The 14,772-nt window shown below is 72.0% G+C and carries 14 protein-coding genes and 5 tRNA genes; 12 read left to right on the top strand and 7 right to left on the bottom strand.

Annotation, left to right across the window (positions count from 1 at the left end; all coding sequences use genetic code 11):
- The first annotated feature begins 12 nt into the window (after nucleotides 1-12).
- The 7 genes from ACFFHC_RS08240 to ACFFHC_RS08210 all read left to right on the top strand — a co-directional run bounded on the left by ACFFHC_RS08240 (nucleotide 13) and on the right by ACFFHC_RS08210 (nucleotide 7,450).
- The gene (locus tag ACFFHC_RS08240) at nucleotides 13-651 is read left to right on the top strand and encodes an ATP-binding cassette domain-containing protein (RefSeq protein WP_379804554.1); all 639 of its coding nucleotides are present in this window, start codon (nucleotides 13-15) and stop codon (nucleotides 649-651) included.
- Between the two features lie 14 nt (nucleotides 652-665).
- Complete coding sequence (locus ACFFHC_RS08235) at nucleotides 666-1,895, top strand: hypothetical protein (protein WP_141494823.1); 1,230 nt, start codon at nucleotides 666-668, stop codon at nucleotides 1,893-1,895.
- Nucleotides 1,889-2,491, top strand: coding sequence for a hypothetical protein (locus ACFFHC_RS08230; protein WP_070705689.1), 603 nt, complete (start codon nucleotides 1,889-1,891; stop codon nucleotides 2,489-2,491). Before ACFFHC_RS08235 ends, ACFFHC_RS08230 begins: the two co-directional genes overlap by 7 nt.
- 111 nt (nucleotides 2,492-2,602) lie before the next feature.
- Entirely contained in the window at nucleotides 2,603-3,820 is a 1,218-nt protein-coding gene (locus ACFFHC_RS08225; protein ID WP_379804530.1) for an alpha/beta hydrolase family protein, read from the top strand.
- 83 nt (nucleotides 3,821-3,903) lie between these two features.
- A complete protein-coding gene (locus tag ACFFHC_RS08220) occupies nucleotides 3,904-5,202 on the top strand; it encodes a polyphosphate kinase 2 family protein (RefSeq protein WP_379804527.1) in 1,299 nt (432 codons plus the stop codon).
- 5 nt (nucleotides 5,203-5,207) lie between these two features.
- Complete coding sequence (locus ACFFHC_RS08215) at nucleotides 5,208-6,056, top strand: aldo/keto reductase (protein WP_379804523.1); 849 nt, start codon at nucleotides 5,208-5,210, stop codon at nucleotides 6,054-6,056.
- A 2-nt stretch (nucleotides 6,057-6,058) separates the two neighbouring features.
- Nucleotides 6,059-7,450, top strand: coding sequence for a protein adenylyltransferase SelO (locus tag ACFFHC_RS08210; protein ID WP_379804520.1), 1,392 nt, complete (start codon nucleotides 6,059-6,061; stop codon nucleotides 7,448-7,450).
- 105 nt (nucleotides 7,451-7,555) lie between these two features.
- On the opposite strand, the gene ACFFHC_RS08205 is transcribed toward ACFFHC_RS08210, so the two are convergent.
- Nucleotides 7,556-8,176, bottom strand: a complete 621-nt coding sequence (locus ACFFHC_RS08205) for a superoxide dismutase (RefSeq protein WP_379804517.1) — start codon at nucleotides 8,174-8,176, stop codon at nucleotides 7,556-7,558.
- Nucleotides 8,177-8,279: 103 nt separating this feature from the next.
- Here ACFFHC_RS08205 and ACFFHC_RS08200 point away from each other — a divergent pair, with 103 nt between their 5' ends.
- Nucleotides 8,280-8,720, top strand: a complete 441-nt coding sequence (locus tag ACFFHC_RS08200) for a Fur family transcriptional regulator (RefSeq protein WP_379804514.1) — start codon at nucleotides 8,280-8,282, stop codon at nucleotides 8,718-8,720.
- 175 nt (nucleotides 8,721-8,895) lie between these two features.
- On the opposite strand, the gene ACFFHC_RS08195 is transcribed toward ACFFHC_RS08200, so the two are convergent.
- From ACFFHC_RS08195 to ACFFHC_RS08175, 5 genes are all read right to left on the bottom strand, one after another.
- Nucleotides 8,896-8,971 (bottom strand) — tRNA-Gly (locus tag ACFFHC_RS08195).
- A gap of 24 nt (nucleotides 8,972-8,995) precedes the next feature.
- Nucleotides 8,996-9,070 (bottom strand) — tRNA-Val (locus ACFFHC_RS08190).
- 48 nt (nucleotides 9,071-9,118) lie between these two features.
- Nucleotides 9,119-9,189, bottom strand: a tRNA-Cys gene (locus ACFFHC_RS08185).
- Nucleotides 9,190-9,226: 37 nt separating this feature from the next.
- Nucleotides 9,227-9,299 (bottom strand) — tRNA-Gly (locus tag ACFFHC_RS08180).
- 150 nt (nucleotides 9,300-9,449) lie between these two features.
- Nucleotides 9,450-10,280: a thioesterase family protein gene (locus ACFFHC_RS08175; protein WP_379804511.1), complete on the bottom strand. Its 831-nt coding sequence runs from the start codon at nucleotides 10,278-10,280 to the stop codon at nucleotides 9,450-9,452.
- Nucleotides 10,281-10,341: 61 nt separating this feature from the next.
- Between ACFFHC_RS08175 and ACFFHC_RS08170 the strand changes: the two genes are divergently transcribed.
- The 4 genes from ACFFHC_RS08170 to thrS all read left to right on the top strand — a co-directional run bounded on the left by ACFFHC_RS08170 (nucleotide 10,342) and on the right by thrS (nucleotide 14,134).
- The gene (locus tag ACFFHC_RS08170) at nucleotides 10,342-11,286 is read left to right on the top strand and encodes an aminotransferase class IV (RefSeq protein WP_379804508.1); all 945 of its coding nucleotides are present in this window, start codon (nucleotides 10,342-10,344) and stop codon (nucleotides 11,284-11,286) included.
- A complete protein-coding gene (locus tag ACFFHC_RS08165; RefSeq protein ID WP_379804504.1) occupies nucleotides 11,283-11,780 on the top strand; it encodes a TIGR02611 family protein in 498 nt (165 codons plus the stop codon). The genes ACFFHC_RS08170 and ACFFHC_RS08165 overlap by 4 nt, the downstream gene beginning before the upstream one ends.
- Before the next feature lie 94 nt (nucleotides 11,781-11,874).
- Nucleotides 11,875-11,948 (top strand) — tRNA-Val (locus ACFFHC_RS08160).
- Nucleotides 11,949-12,151: 203 nt separating this feature from the next.
- The gene (gene thrS, locus ACFFHC_RS08155; RefSeq protein WP_379804501.1) at nucleotides 12,152-14,134 is read left to right on the top strand and encodes a threonine--tRNA ligase; all 1,983 of its coding nucleotides are present in this window, start codon (nucleotides 12,152-12,154) and stop codon (nucleotides 14,132-14,134) included.
- A 131-nt stretch (nucleotides 14,135-14,265) separates the two neighbouring features.
- Here thrS and ACFFHC_RS08150 read toward each other — a convergent pair whose 3' ends face one another.
- Nucleotides 14,266-14,757 (bottom strand): C40 family peptidase, encoded by a 492-nt coding sequence (locus ACFFHC_RS08150; protein ID WP_379804498.1) that lies wholly within the window; start codon nucleotides 14,755-14,757, stop codon nucleotides 14,266-14,268.
- Nucleotides 14,758-14,772: the final 15 nt, after the last annotated feature.

Below are 14,772 nucleotides of genomic sequence, written 5' to 3'. Positions count from 1 at the left end.
AGTCCTCAGATCATGCCCGGGACCTCGACCCCTACCCCCAAGCACCCACGCTCAACTCCGAAGAGCCGGAAGACCACGCTCGTCGAGACGCTCGCTGGCCTGCGAAGGCCCAGCACCGGACGGGTGCACCGCTCGGGTCAGGCGGCCTTCGTCGCGCAGTACTCCGGTCGTTTCCGAGGCCTGCGCGTGGCCGAGCAGGTGGCCTACTCGGCCTGGTTGGCCGGGCGAGACCGGGCGGCGTTGCCGCGTGAGGTGGACCGCGCACTGGCCCTGACCGACCTCGGCGGGTTACGTGACCGACCGGTGATGCAGCTGTCGGGTGGTGAGGCCCGTCGCCTCGCGCTGGCCGAAGGACTGGCCGCCCCTGGTGAGCTGGTCATCCTGGACGAGCCCACCGCGGGTCTCGACCCGTTGCAGCGGGCCCTCTTCCATCAGGCGGTGGACCGCGTCGACCGCCCGGTCCTCGTCACCACGCATCTCGTGGAGGACCTGGCCGACGAGGCCGACCACGTCACCCTGCTCGATGCCGGCCAGGTGGTGTTCGATGGGTCACCGGCGGACTTCGTCCGCGTGGACGGCCAGACCCTGTCACCGCAGGCCGCATTCTCAGTGCGGGTTCAGCGAGCCTGGGGGTTGGAATGGGTGTGCTGAGACCGTCTACGCTGATGCGTCTGACCGCCTGGCCGCTCGTTCTCCTGCTCGCCGGGGGACTGCTGGCCTACCACTTGTGGATGGTCGGGGTGGAAACGGTCCATCCCCTCACGAATGCCCTTGACGCCCACGGGGGGTCGGTGCTCGTGCTGCCGGTCGTGGCCGCCGGGGCCACCGTCGTCGCGGCTCGTCTGGTTGAGGGTGAAGTCTTCAGGAGGCGCCTCGCGCCCCTCAAGGAGCTGGCGCTCTGGGCGGTCGCCGTGCTGCCTGTCGCGAGCGTCGGAGCAGTCGTGCTGCTCGGGGGTGCCTGGGTCCAGCTGCTGCGGGCTGGCCACCTGGCTGGCATCGCCGGGTGGCTGGCCGCGGCCATGGTTCTCAGTCCGCTGGCCGCGGCCTCGTGGGGAGCCCTGGCCGGGCGCACCCTGCCCTTGTACGTGGCCCTGCCCACCAGCATCGTGGTCGCCTATCTCGCCCTGGGGGCCTTCGCCTCCATGGAGAACGGCCCTGCTCGGCTCATGATGGCGCCTCCAGTCGCCTGCTGTGTCAGCCAGACGGAACCCACAGCGGGTGCCTCGACTGCCTACCTCCTGACCGTGGCCGCCATGGTGCTCCTGCTGGCGGCCGCGTGGTGGGCCCTCCAGCGACCGGTCGTCTCGACAGCTCTCCTTCTGGCGGCACTGTTGACCGCTCTGGCGGGGTGGCAGGCTGCTCGAACCAGCCCTGTACATGGTCTGCGCCTTCGTCCCGCGGTCGCTGGTTGTCAGGCTGTGGCGTCGGGCGGACTCGACCGAGCAGTGGAACTCTGCCTCTGGCCGGAGAACGAGGACCGTCGCGCAGAGATCGCCGGCGAGGTCGAGCGGCTCGCGGCCGTCGCGGGGGAGAACGGTATCTCCTTCCCGCGTCGCTTCACCGAATACCCGGACTCACAGGGGCGACTCCTGCCCCTCGACGCTGCCGACCACCAGAGCTGGGCCAGGACCCTGCTGTTCTCCGTGGCCGAGGCACCCCGGTGCGGTCCGGATCAGGTCCTGCCGGAGGGTGACGGCCAGGCCACCGCTGCTTCCGCTCCCCCCGATGCCGCACCTTCGGCTTCCGCGTCCGACGTGGACGCAGCTGCCGTGGAGTGGTGGGAGAAGGCGCTGGGAGAGCGTCCGGACCTCTCGCCACGGGCTCGGGCCATCCTCGGGGAGTCTCCCGCAGCACAGCTGAAGACGCTGCGGGAGCACTCGGAGCAGTCGTGTTGAGGGGCCCGGTCTCCTGGTTCCTTCGGCAGCGCCTCACGGGAGCCTCCGCGGCCCTGTGGGCGGCCGGACTGCTCACGACGGTGTGGGTGGGCTCCCGAGACCTTCCGATCCCACGCCTGGCCCCGGGTCTCGTCCAGTACGCGGAGTTCCTGCCGAGCCTCGCGGCGGCGGGCATCGTGGCGAGCATGGTGGCGCCGCGCCATCGCATCCCCGAGGTGCGCTCGCTTCGTGGGGTGGCCGCGTGGGAACGCATGGGGCTGGCGGGGGCCCTCGTGCTGACCTGCGCCGTGTGGGTCGTGGCCGCCGTGGTCGGGACGGAGTCGACCCTCCTGGTCGTGGCCAGCCGTGACCTCCTGGGGTACACGGGGATCGGTCTGGTCTGCCGGGGGCTCGGGTGGGGCCCGTACGCACCGGCTGTCTGTGTGCTGGTCGCAGCTGCCGCGACGGTGCTGGGGTACCCCGGGCAGTGGTTGTTGCACTGGCCCTTGGAGCCGGTCGAGTCGTGGCCGGCAGCCTCTATCGCCGTCACCCTGCTCTGCGCGGGCTGGTGGGTGGGAACCGGCCCCCGCCCGATGTACTCCGACGCGACGCGCTGACATGGGGGGCACGCGAGTGGCTGCTCAGGGCAGGGGATCCGCGAGCCGGACGGACGCGCCCACCTGCTGGCTGCCCCCACCCTGACGGCCGAGAACAACTAGGATCCCGGCATGGCTCTGACGACCGCCGTGTGGCGACGCATCGGGGCGGTGACCGGCTGGGTGGTCGGCAGCGCCGCCGCGCTGACCGGGGCCGCCGTGGTGGGGACGGCGGTCTACTTCGGTCGGCGGGTGCTCACCCCCGATGCGGTGCACCCGGACGACTGCGAGCTGCTCGCCGTGGACCTGCACGCCCGCACGGTGACCTTGGCCGCCAACGGCCTCACCCTGCAGCCCGGCCGCTACGGCCTGTGGACCACGGGCGGCGACCGGCACCTGCGCTTCAGCGACGTGGTCGAGCACCACGAGGAGTCCGGCCGCGTGGTGCGCCGTCTCGACGCCGTGGACGGCCCCGCCCCGGAGCCGGGCCCGGCGCGCCTCAACCCCTACTACTTCCCGCGCGACCCGCGGCAGGCCCTGGGCCTGCCCGCCCGCGACCTGTCGCTGCACTCCGACATCGGCGAGATCCCCTGCTGGCAGGTGCTCCCCGACGGCGTGGCCGACGGTCCGGCGCTGCAGCACGACCGGTGGATGGTCACCGTGCACGGCCGGGCCGCCCGGCGTGAGGAGGGCTTCCGTGCCGTGGCCCCCTTCCGCGAGGAGGGCTGGGCCTGCCTGGTGCCGGCCTACCGCAACGACAGCGAGGCCCCGCGCAGCGCCGACGGCCGGTACAACCTCGGCCTCACCGAGTGGCGTGACGTGGAGGCCGCGCTGGAGTACGCCGTCGCCCACGGGGCGCGCGAGCTGGCCCTGGTGGGCTACTCCATGGGCGGGGCGATCGTGCTGCAAACGCTGGTGCGCTCCCGCTTCGCCGACCGCGTGACGTGTGTGGTGCTCGACGCCCCGGTGGTGGACTGGGGCCAGGTGCTGGCCCACGCCGCGGTGCGGGCCAAGGTCCCGGCCGCGGTGGAGCAGCTGGCCCGCCACCTCATGGGGCGCCACGAGGCCAGGTTCCTCTTCGCCATCACCGAGCCGCGCGACCTGGCGCAGATGAACTGGCTCGACCGCGCCGCCGAGCTGCGGCACCGCATGCTCATCGTCCACTCGGTGGCCGACGAGGTGGTGCCGGTGGGCACCTCCCGGGAGCTGGCGGCGATGCGGCCGGATCTGGTGACCCTCGCGGAGTGGCCGGCCGGGATGCACTGCCGGGAGTGGAACACTGACCCCCAGCGCTGGGAACAGCTCGTGCGCCGCTTCGTGCAGTCGCGTCCCGCGCCCGAGGCGCCCTGACCCGGCGCCGGTGCCGGCCCCGGCGCCCCGGCAGCGGCGCCCTACGCCCGCCTCCCGGGGCGCCGGATGGCAGAGTTGGCCCCATGGCCAAGAAGAAGAACGAGGTCCCCGGACCCTCCGACAAGCAGCTGGCGAAGGCTGCCGGGCAGATCCAGGACGGCGCCACGCCGTTCAGCGACGCCCTGCGCGCGGAGCGTGGTTTCCGCCTGTCCGAGCTGGACCCCCGCTCGACGCCGGCCTTCGAGGGCGACAAGGTGCAGGGCAAGCTGGCGATGATGGCCGCCGACGCCGAGGTGGACGAGCTCCAGGAGCGTCTGTGGGCCAACGGGACCCGCGGTGACAAGCGTCGCCTGCTCGTGGTGGTGCAGGGCATGGACACCTCCGGCAAGGGCGGGGTGATGCGCCACGTCATCGGGGCCATGGACCCGCAGGGCACCCGCATCGCGTCCTTCAAGAAGCCCACGGCCGAGGAGCTGCGGCACGACTTCCTGTGGCGCATCCGCCAGCAGGTCCCCGCGCCCGGTGAGATCGGTGTGTTCGACCGCTCCCACTACGAGGACGTCCTCGTGGTCCGCGTGCACGACCTCGTGCCGCCGGCCGAGTGGCAGAAGCGCTACGCCCTCATCAACGCCTTCGAGCGCCAGCTGGCCGCCCGGGGCGTGACCATGGTGAAGGTGATGCTGCACGTCTCGCCCGAGGAGCAGGCCGAGCGACTGCTCGACCGCCTCGAGCGCCCGGACAAGCACTGGAAGTTCAACCCCGGAGACCTCGACGAGCGGGATCACTGGGCGGACTACCAGAAGGCCTACCAGGTGATGCTGACGCGCACCTCCACCAAGGGTGCGCCCTGGTACGTGGTGCCGGCCGACCGCAAGTGGTACGCCCGCCTGGCGGTGCAGCAGCTGGTGCTGGAGCACCTGCGTGGCCTGGACCTCCAGTGGCCGGAGGCGGACTTCGACGTCGAGGCCAGCACGGCCCGCCTGCGCTCCCAGCGGGGGCTGGCCCCCGAGGAGGGGGCTGAGCAGGACGCCGCCGAGGTGTCGGAGGCACCCGCTCCCGGCACGGACCGGGGCGCCCAGTCCGAGACGCTGCCCTTCGGCAGCGCGGACGCCCCGGGAGTGACCGAGGTGGCCATGGCCCGTCCGGCCCCGGCGAAGAAGGAGGACGAGCCCAAGAAGGCCAAGAAGTCCGGTGACAAGAAGGCCGCGAAGGCCGAGAAGCCGAAGAAGGCCAAGAAGGCCGCGAAGGCCGGCGACAAGCCAGCCGAGAAGCCGGCCAAGAAGGCCAAGAAGTCCGGCGACAAGAAGGCCGCGAAGGCCGAGAAGCCGAAGAAGGCCAAGAGCACCAAGAAGTCCACGAGGTCGACGAAGAAGGGATCCTGACCCCGATGGTGAACCCCACTGACGTCCCCACCCTGACACTCAACAACGGCGTCGAGATCCCGCAGGTCGGGTTCGGCACCTTCAAGGTCGACCCCAAGGGTGCCCAGCGCGCCGTCGAGGCCGCTCTGGAGGCCGGGTACCGCCACATCGACACCGCCGCGGTGTACGGCAACGAGGAGGGCGTGGGCGCGGCCATCGCGGCCTCCGGCATCGCCCGCGACGAGCTCTTCGTGACCACCAAGCTCCGCAACGGCGAGCAGCGCAAGGATCTCGTGCACCCGGCGTTCGAGGAGTCCCTGCGCAAGCTGGGCCTGGGCCACGTGGACCTCTACCTGGTGCACTGGCCGGCCCCGGGGCTGGGCACCTACCGCGAGGCGTGGACCGAGCTCGAGGGCATCTACCGCGAGGGCGGCGCCCGCGCCATCGGCGTGTCCAACTTCCTGCCCGAGCACCTGCACTCGGTGCTCGAGGTGGCCGAGGTGGTGCCGGCGGTCAACCAGGTGGAGTTGCACCCCAGCTTCCAGCAGCCCGAGACCCAGCAGGCCAGCCTCGAGAAGGGACTGGCCGTCGAGGCCTACGCCCCCATCGGTCAGGGTGCCGACCTCGAGCTGCCGGCCGTCACCCGCATCGCCGAGGCCAAGGGCGTCACGCCGGCCCAGGTGGTGCTGCGCTGGCACCTGCAGTCCGGCCGCGTGGTGATCCCCAAGTCGGTCACCCCGGAGCGCATCGCGAGCAACATCGACCTGTTCGGCTTCGAGCTCTCCGAGGAGGAGATGACCGACCTCACCGCCCAGGACACGCCCGAGCGCATGTTCCCGGACCCGGCCACCGCCGACTTCACGATGCTGGACTGAGCATGACCACCCGCCCCCGCCTGGAGCAGGGGTACGCCGCGGCCGTCCCGGAGCTCTCGCTCCCGTGGGCGGCCGCGCCCGTCCCCGAACCGGCCCTGCTCGCCCTCGACGAGCAGCTGGCAGCCTCCCTCGGCCTCGATGCCGGGTGGCTCCGCTCACCCGAGGGGTTGCGTTTTCTCTGCGGGGACGTCTCGGCGCTGCCCGAGGCGCCGCCCACCGTCGCCCAGGCCTACGCCGGCCACCAGTTCGGCGGGTTCTCGCCGCTGCTGGGCGACGGGCGGGCCCTGCTGCTCGGTGAGCTGGTGGACCCGGCCGGGCGCCGCTGGGACCTCCACCTCAAGGGCTCGGGGCGCACCCCCTTCGCCCGCGGGGGAGACGGGAGGGCGGCCGTGGGCCCGATGCTTCGCGAGCACCTGTTCTCCACCTTCGCGCACGCGGTGGGAATCCCGACCACGCGCTCCCTGGCGGTGGTGGGTACGGGCGAGCGGGTGCAGCGCGAGACCCTGCTCCCCGGGGCGATCCTGGTGCGCGTGGCGGCCAGCCACCTGCGGGTGGGCACGGTGCAGCACGCGGCGGCCTCCCACGACCGTGACGTGCTCGAGCGCCTCGTCTCCCACGCGCTGGACCGCCACCACCCGGCTGCGCGGGACGCGGCCCGGGCGGCGGGGGAGCCGGACGGCCTCACGCTGCTGCGGGCCGTGGCCGACGCCCAGGCCGACCTCGTGGCCCACTGGATGGGCGTGGGCCTCGTCCACGGGGTGATGAACACCGACAACATGACCCTCTCGGGCGAGACGATCGACTACGGCCCCGTCGCGATGCTCGAGGCCCACGACCCGCAGGCGGTGTTCAGCAGCATCGACCACCAGGGGCGCTACGCCTACGCCAACCAGCCGGCCGTGGCGCAGTGGAACCTGGCCCGCCTGGCCGAGGCGCTGCTGCCGCTGGTGGACGCCGATCCCGACCGTGCCGTGGAGCGGGCCACCGAGGTCGTGGTGGGCTTCGCGGACACCTACCGCCGCGCCCACACCGCGGTGTTCTCCGCCAAGCTCGGCCTGCCGGAGCCGGACGCCCAGGCGGTGGGGGAGTTCCTGGACCGCCTGACCGCCGAGCGGGCGGACCACACGGGAGCGTTCGCGTCCCTGGCCGACGAGGCCGAGGCCGCGGGGGAGACCGACCGTGCCGCCCGCCTCCGTGCGGCCAACCCCGTGTACGTGCCCCGCAACCACGTGGTGGAGGAGGCCCTGGCCGCGGCCGCCGACGGCGACCTCGCGCCCGTGGAGCGGCTCACCGCCGCGTTGCGGGAGCCCTTCGCACGCCGCCCGGGCCTGGAGGACCTGGAGCGGCCCGCCCCGCCCGGCGCGCCCCCGCACGTCACCTTCTGCGGCACCTGACGCCCCGGGCACACAGAACGGGAGGAGACCGTCGTGCGATCTCCTCCCGTTCCCGGGCCGACGGCGCCTCTCCCGCTACAGTGACGACGCCGTCGGTGGTCTGTGTCAGGGCGTGATGAGCCCCTGGGTGCGGCTGGCCCCCTCGAACCGCGCCGCGACGTCCTGCCAGTTCACGACCTCCCACCACGCCTTGACGTAGTCGGGCTTGACGTTGCGGTACTGCAGGTAGAACGCGTGCTCCCACATGTCGATCATGAGCAGCGGCACCTGGCCGGCCGGCAGGTTGCCCTGGTGGTCATACAGCTGGCAGATGTAGGGGCGCTGGCCGAGGGTGTCCCAGGCGAGGATCGACCAGCCCGATCCCTGGATGCCCAGGGCGCTGGCGGTGAACTGCTCGCGGAAGGCGTCGAAGCCACCAAAGTGGGTGTCCAGGGCGGTCTTCAGGGCGCCCTCGGGTTCGCCGCCGCCATCGGGGGACATGTTGTTCCAGAACACCGTGTGGTTGAGGTGGCCACCCAGGTTGAAGGCGAGGTTCTTCTCCAGCATGTTCACCGTGGAGAAGTCGCGCTGCACGCGGGACTCGGACAGCTTGTCCATGGCCGTGTTGGCGCCGTCCACGTACGCCTTGTGGTGCTTGGAGTGGTGCAGCTCCATGATCTCGGCGTTGATGTGCGGGGCCAGTTCGCCGTAGTCGTACGGCATGTCGGGCAGGGTGTACTGGTCCATCGCAGCCTCCTCGTCGGTGGTTCGTCAGGTGAGACAGTGTCTCAGGAAGAGAGTGTGCCACGTCGCCCGCGGGACGGGCAGGGGGGTGGCGCAGACTGGTGCCATGACCCCCGATCCCGTAGTGCTGCAGCACGCCGAGGACGCCCTGCGCGCGCAGGGCGTGCGCGTCACCAAGCCTCGCCGTGAGGTGCTCGCCCTCCTCGCGGCGGTGGCGGACCTCCCCACGGCCGACGAGATGCTCGAACGTCTCGACCCGGCCGCCGGGGCCACGCGCGCCACGCTCTACCGCACCCTGCAGGTCGGCGTGGAGGTCGGCGTCGTCTGTCACGTGCACACCGGGCACACGCCCACGCGCTACCACCTGAGCGCCCCCGACGCCGAGGACCACGTCCACCTGTTCTGCGTGGAGTGCCAGCGCCTCGTCACGGCGCCGCGGTCCCTCCTGGGCGGGGCAGAGGAGCAGCTCGGCCGGGAGGGCTTCCTACTGGACCCCTCGCACCTGGCCCTGTCCGGACGCTGCCGTCGCTGCGCCGCCGGCAGCTGAGGGGGAGGGGAGGGGTGCTGACCCCCGCGAGGTGGAGCGGGCTTCCCGGCGTGCGGGCGCTCGGCTCCACTGCGATGCCGGGCCGACCCGGAACCGGCTCCCACCTGCACCGCACGCTCCCGGAACGTGGACATGCGGAAGGGCCCGCACCCTGGTGGGTGCGGGCCCTTCTCGATGGAGCGGACAACCGGGCTCGAACCGGCGACCTCAACCTTGGCAAGGTTGCGCTCTACCAACTGAGCTATGTCCGCCTGCACCAGCCGTGCGGCTCGTGCTGGTGGGCGATACTGGGTTTGAACCAGTGACCTCTTCCGTGTCAAGGAAGCGCGCTACCACTGCGCCAATCGCCCGAGTCGATCAGTGACCGACAAGGTGGCAACGGATTTCCCGTCGCCTCGAGGTGGAGACGGGATTCGAACCCGTGTATACGGCTTTGCAGGCCGCTGCCTCGCCTCTCGGCCACTCCACCGTGAGGTGCGAGACCTCAGGGAGGTCGGAGACCTCAGAGCGGACAACCGGGCTCGAACCGGCGACCTCAACCTTGGCAAGGTTGCGCTCTACCAACTGAGCTATGTCCGCCTGCGCGCTGTGTCCTCGGCGTCTGTGACGTCCGGGGGCCCTGCGGCGCTGGGAAACAATAACCAACTTCGGCCCGAGTGCCAAGTCGGGGCGTGTCCGGGTGGGGATTCCGCACCACGGTGCGGAATCCCCACCCGGACAGCGCGTGCCTCAGAGGTTCTCCGGCATCGGGCGCACGGTCAGCGACTGCTCGATGCGGGCGAAGGCCCCCTGCTCGTCGTGCATCCAGGTGGAGGTCAGGCCGGCGCCGGTCGGCCCCCACATCACCTGCCCGTCGAGCCCCACCCAGCCGCGCTGGGGCTGGCGCCACACGTGGATGGAGATCTCCACGTTCGGGAACATCCACTCCGCCGGGCTCTGTCGCGGGCCGATGCCGTTGGCCGTGTCCGAGAGCGCCATGGCCGCGGCCACGGGGGAGACCTCCACGCCCTCCACCAGGGGGTGGTCGGTGTGCAGCCACGCGCGCCCGCGCCCGGGGCCGTGGCCCGGCACCTCCTTGAAGGTGAGCGAGTCGATGAACCCGCCGCTCCACACGTTCATGCCCTCCCAGTCGGGCAGCGTGTCCGGCGCCGGGAGCTGCTCGACCTCCTGCCCGGCCACGGCGGCGGTGTCCACGACGGCGATGCGCCAGGCGTGGGCCCGCACCACCACGCGGTCGGCGATGGTCATGGTCGCCTCGAGCAGCTCGATGGTGCGCCCCGGCCGCACCGTGCGCACCTCGATGGTCGAGGGCATCGCCGGCATGACCCCGTAGGCCTCCAGCGTGATGCGGGAGAGCTGCATGTCCTCGCGCTTCTCGTGCTCGTGCAGCTCGTGGGTGAGCAGCCCGACCACGGGGGCCAGGTGGTGCTCCCACGGTCGCCACGCACCCTGCACGTGGATCGTCGGCTGGTAGCGACCACCACCGAGGGGCTGGAAGTAGGCGGGGCTGTCGGTGGGCAGGGCGGCGACGACCTCGTCGGGGTCCGGCAGAGCATTCATGCCGGTCAGGGTAGGGCGCCGCCCCGCGCCCGGTGTGACGGCGCCCACCTAGCATGTGGCCATGAATGACACGCAGCCCATCGTCTGGGTCGACGGCGCCCTCGTGCCCGCCGACCGCGCCGCCGTGCTGGCCCTCGACCACGGCATCACCGTCGGGGACGGGGTCTTCGAGACCGCCGAGGTGCGCCACGGTCAGGTCTTCGCCCGCACCCGCCACCACGACCGCATGGACCGCTCGCTCGCCGGCATCGGGCTGGCCCCGCTGGACCGGGCCCGTCTGGACGCCGGCATCGATGCCGTGCTGGCCGCCTCCCGCGAGGCCCACGGCGAGGCCCTGCCGCTGGAGCGCCTGCGCTACACCGTCACCGGCGGGCGCGGGCCGCTCGGGTCCGGCCGCTACGACACCGAGCCCACCTACATCGTGGCGCTGGCGCCGGACCCCGGCATGGAGGGCCCGACCACCGTGGCCGTGGGCCCGTGGCGGCGCAACCTGCACTCCACGGTCACCGGGCTCAAGACCACGTCGTACGCCGAGAACGCGGTCATGCTGCTGGCGGGCTCGAAGCTGGGCGCCACCGAGACGCTCTTCGCCACCAGCGAGGGCGACCTCTGCGAGGGCACCGGCTCCAACACCTTCGTGGTGACCGACGGCGTGCTGCGCACCCCCGGCCTGGACCGCGGCCCGCTGGCCGGCGTGACCCGCGGCCTGGTCATCGAGTGGGCGCGGGAGGCCGGCATCGAGGTGCGCGAGGAGCAGGTGCCCATGGCCGACCTCGCCACCGCCGAGGAGGTCTTCATCACCAGCTCGATCCGCTCGGTGCAGCCGGTGGAGCGCCTCGTGGAGATCACCGAGTCGCCCCTGCCCACCGCCCCCGGCCTCGCCGCCCCCGTGGCGCCGTCCGAGCAGTACGGCGTCTCCTTCGACCGCACCCTCGAGGTGGGCCCGGTCACCCGTCGCCTGCAGGCGCTCATCCGCGAGAACGCCGCCGCCACCCCCGACCCGTGACGCCGAGCCACAGGGCGCCGGCGGGCCCGGGTGGGTCCGCCGGCGCCGGCGCGGGGGAGCACGTGCCGCTGCACGAGCGGGACTGGGCCTGGCGCAACGCGCTGCGCTCGATGCCGGTCGTCGGGCCGTTCTACAAGGTGCTGGTGGGGGTCGTGGGCCTGTTCGTGGTGGTCCTGGGGCTCATCCTCGTTCCCTTCCCCGGCCCCGGGTGGGCCATCGTCTTCCTCGGGGTGCTGCTGTGGGCCACCGAGTTCCCCCCGGCCTCGCGGCTGCTCCACTGGGGGCGCCTGCAGCTGGGGCGGTTCACGCACTGGGTGGCCCGGCGGGGGTGGCCGGCCCGCATCGGGCTGGGCGTCCTCACCGCCGTGACGTGCACGGTCATCGTGTGGTGCGTGCTGTGGCTGATTGGCCCGCCGCCGGGGCTGCCGGCCTCCTGGGAGGGCCTCCTGCTGCGCTGGGGCCACCTGCCGGGCGAGCCCGTCTGGGCCCGCTGACCGGGGTCGGGCGGGCCGCCAGCAGGCGGAATTGGCACCCTCCGCCGAGATGGGGTACTGTCTGCCCCCGCGCCGGTCACACGGCGAAGCGTACGGGCGCATAGCTCAGTTGGTTAGAGCGTTCGCTTCACACGCGAGAGGTCAGGGGTTCGAGTCCCTTTGCGCCCACCCGTTGCCGCCCCCGGAGTCCACCAGGACCCGGGGGCGTTCGCGTCCCCGGGGAGGACTGCGGTGACCCTGGGCGCGGGGCGTGGGGCGGTGGCCGCGCCGGTGGGGGAGCGGGCTGCGGCACGTAGACTGCGCGGGCGCGCGGAATCCCGCGCGCCACACCCCATCGAGATGCAGCACGCGCTGCACGGACAGGAGCAGTCATGGCCCCCATCAGTCTGACCGTGAACGGCGAACCCCGTACGGCCGAGACGGGGACCACTGGCACCGACCTGTTCGGCGAGGACCGCGCCGTCGTGGCCACCCGCGTCAACGGCGAGCTGCGCGACCTGTACCGCGAGGTGGCTGACGGCGACGTCGTGGAGGCCGTGCTCATCAGCGAGCCCGACGGGCTGGACATCCTGCGCCACTCGACGGCCCACGTGCTGGCCCAGGCGGTGCAGCAGGAGTTCCCCGAGGCCAAGCTCGGCATCGGACCGCCCATCACCGACGGCTTCTACTACGACTTCGACGTGGCCGAGCCGTTCACGCCCGAGGACCTCAAGAAGCTCTCCAAGGCCATGCAGCGCATCGTCAAGGAGGGCCAGACCTTCGTGCGCCGGGAGATCAGCGACGCCGACGCCCTCGAGGAGCTGGCCGCCGAGCCGTACAAGTGCGAGCTGGTGGGTCTCAAGGGCGGGGCGGCCGAGGAGGCCGCCGACGGCGCCTCGGCCGAGGTGGGCGGCGCGCAGCTGACCATCTACGACAACGTGAAGCGGGACGGCTCCGTGGCCTGGGGCGATCTGTGCCGCGGGCCGCACCTGCCCAGCACCAAGCTCATCGGCAACGGCTTCGCGCTCACCCGCTCGGCGGCGGCCTACTGGCGCGGCTCGGAGAAGAACCCGCAGCTGCAGCGCGTCTACGGCACGGCGTGGCCGTCCAAGGACGAGCTCAAGGCCTACCAGGAGCGCCTGGCCGAGGCCGAGCGCCGCGACCACCGCAAGCTCGGCGCGCAGATGGGGCTCTTCAGCTTCCCCGAGGAGGTGGGCCCCGGCCTGCCGGTCTTCCACCCCAAGGGCGGTGCCCTGCGCAAGGCGATGGAGGACTACGTCTACAAGCGCCACATCGAGGAGGGGTTCCAGTACGTCACCACGCCCCACCTGGCCAAGGAGCAGCTCTTCCACACCTCCGGGCACCTGCCGTACTACGCGGACGGCATGATGCCGGAGCTCGACGACGACGGGCAGGCCTACCGCGTCAAGGCCATGAACTGCCCGATGCACAACCTCATCTACCGCAGCGAGCAGCGCTCCTACCGTGACCTGCCGCTGCGCTTCTTCGAGTTCGGCACGGTGTACCGCAACGAGAAGTCCGGTGTGCTGCAGGGCCTCACGCGCGTGCGGATGATCACCCAGGACGACTCGCACTCCTACGTCACCGAGGAGCAGGCGCCCGGCGAGATCCGCCACCTGCTGGACTTCGTGCTCTCCCTGCTGCGGGACTTCGGGCTGGACGACTACTACCTGGAGCTCTCCACGCGCGACGAGGAGGGCGACAAGAAGGACAAGTTCATCGGCACCGACGAGCAGTGGGAGAAGGCCACCTCCGTGCTGCGCGAGGTGGCCGAGTCCACCGGGCTCGAGCTCGTGCCGGACCCGGGCGGTGCCGCGTACTACGGCCCGAAGATCTCCGTGCAGGCGCGCGACGCCATCGGCCGCACCTGGCAGATGTCGACCATCCAGTACGACTTCAACCAGCCGGAGCGCTTCGGTCTGGAGTACTCCTCGGCCGACGGCGGCCGGGAGCGCCCGGTGATGATCCACTCGGCCAAGTTCGGTTCCATCGAGCGCTTCATCGGCGTGCTCATCGAGCACTACGCCGGGCAGTTCCCGGTGTGGCTGGCGCCCACCCAGGTGCTCGGTGTGCCGGTGGCCGACGAGTTCACCCCCTACCTGCGGGAGGTCCTCGACCAGATGAAGGCGCAGGGCATCCGCACGGAGCTCGACGACAGCGACGACCGCTTCCCCAAGAAGATCCGCAACGCGAGCACGTCCAAGGTGCCCTTCACCCTCATCGCCGGTGGGGAGGACCGGGACGCCGGGGCGGTGTCCTTCCGCTTCCGTGACGGCTCGCAGGAGAACGGGGTGCCGGTGGCCGAGGCCATCGCCCGCATCCGCGAGGCGATCGGCACGCGCGCCCAGGCCTGAGCGCGGGGCGCCCGCCGGCGCAGGACCCGGCGGGCGCCTGCCGCTGCGTGCCCCCTGACGTGAGAAGGCCCCCACCGTCCGGGGGGGGCCTTCCCGATGTCACGTCCTCGTCGGTGACGAGGTCCCGCTGCTCAGTAGAAGCGGCGGGTGGTGTAGCGCCAGGTCCAGATGCGGTCGCAGACGACGCGACGGCCCGGACGCGGGGCGTGGAAGATGTAGTTGCGGCCGTTCCACGGCACGTAGAAACCCACGTGCGAGGCGTGGTTGTAGTTGCCGACGAACAGCATGTCGCCGAGCGTCGCGTTGCGGCGCGAGATGGCCTTGGCGCGACGGTACTGGGTGGCGGCGGAGCGCGGCAGGGTGATGCCGTGGCGCTTGTACGCCCACTGCACGAGGCCGGAGCAGTCGTAGGCGGAGGGGCCGTTGGCGCCGTACACGTACGGCTTGCCCTCCTGGGTGCGGGCGGTGCGGTAGATGTTGCGGCGCGAGGAACGGGTCAGGGCGCTGGCGCCCGTGGCACCGCCGACGGTCACGGCGGCCGCACCGACGGCGGCCGCAGCCGTCCCGGTGAGCACGGAGCGACGGGTCGCGACGGCAGGCATCTCGAAGGTCGTTGCAGACATGAGGGATCTCAGGAT

The sequence above is a fragment of the Kytococcus schroeteri genome, assembly GCF_042433515.1.
GTDB lineage: Bacteria > Actinomycetota > Actinomycetes > Actinomycetales > Dermatophilaceae > Kytococcus > Kytococcus schroeteri.
This window is presented reverse-complemented; position numbering and strand designations above follow the sequence as displayed.

Excerpts from the sequence above, each read along its gene's own strand:
- ACFFHC_RS08240 (WP_379804554.1), top strand. The coding sequence starts at position 13 with ATGCCCGGGACCTCGACCCCTACCCCCAAGCACCCACGCTCAACTCCG.
- ACFFHC_RS08235 (WP_141494823.1), top strand. The coding sequence starts at position 666 with ATGCGTCTGACCGCCTGGCCGCTCGTTCTCCTGCTCGCCGGGGGACTG.
- ACFFHC_RS08225 (WP_379804530.1), top strand. The coding sequence starts at position 2,603 with ATGGCTCTGACGACCGCCGTGTGGCGACGCATCGGGGCGGTGACCGGC.
- ACFFHC_RS08220 (WP_379804527.1), top strand. The coding sequence starts at position 3,904 with ATGGCCAAGAAGAAGAACGAGGTCCCCGGACCCTCCGACAAGCAGCTG.
- ACFFHC_RS08215 (WP_379804523.1), top strand. The coding sequence starts at position 5,208 with ATGGTGAACCCCACTGACGTCCCCACCCTGACACTCAACAACGGCGTC.
- ACFFHC_RS08210 (WP_379804520.1), top strand. The coding sequence starts at position 6,059 with ATGACCACCCGCCCCCGCCTGGAGCAGGGGTACGCCGCGGCCGTCCCG.
- ACFFHC_RS08205 (WP_379804517.1), bottom strand. The coding sequence starts at position 8,176 with ATGGACCAGTACACCCTGCCCGACATGCCGTACGACTACGGCGAACTG.
- ACFFHC_RS08200 (WP_379804514.1), top strand. The coding sequence starts at position 8,280 with ATGACCCCCGATCCCGTAGTGCTGCAGCACGCCGAGGACGCCCTGCGC.
- ACFFHC_RS08175 (WP_379804511.1), bottom strand. The coding sequence starts at position 10,280 with ATGAATGCTCTGCCGGACCCCGACGAGGTCGTCGCCGCCCTGCCCACC.
- ACFFHC_RS08170 (WP_379804508.1), top strand. The coding sequence starts at position 10,342 with ATGAATGACACGCAGCCCATCGTCTGGGTCGACGGCGCCCTCGTGCCC.
- thrS (WP_379804501.1), top strand. The coding sequence starts at position 12,152 with ATGGCCCCCATCAGTCTGACCGTGAACGGCGAACCCCGTACGGCCGAG.
- ACFFHC_RS08150 (WP_379804498.1), bottom strand. The coding sequence starts at position 14,757 with ATGTCTGCAACGACCTTCGAGATGCCTGCCGTCGCGACCCGTCGCTCC.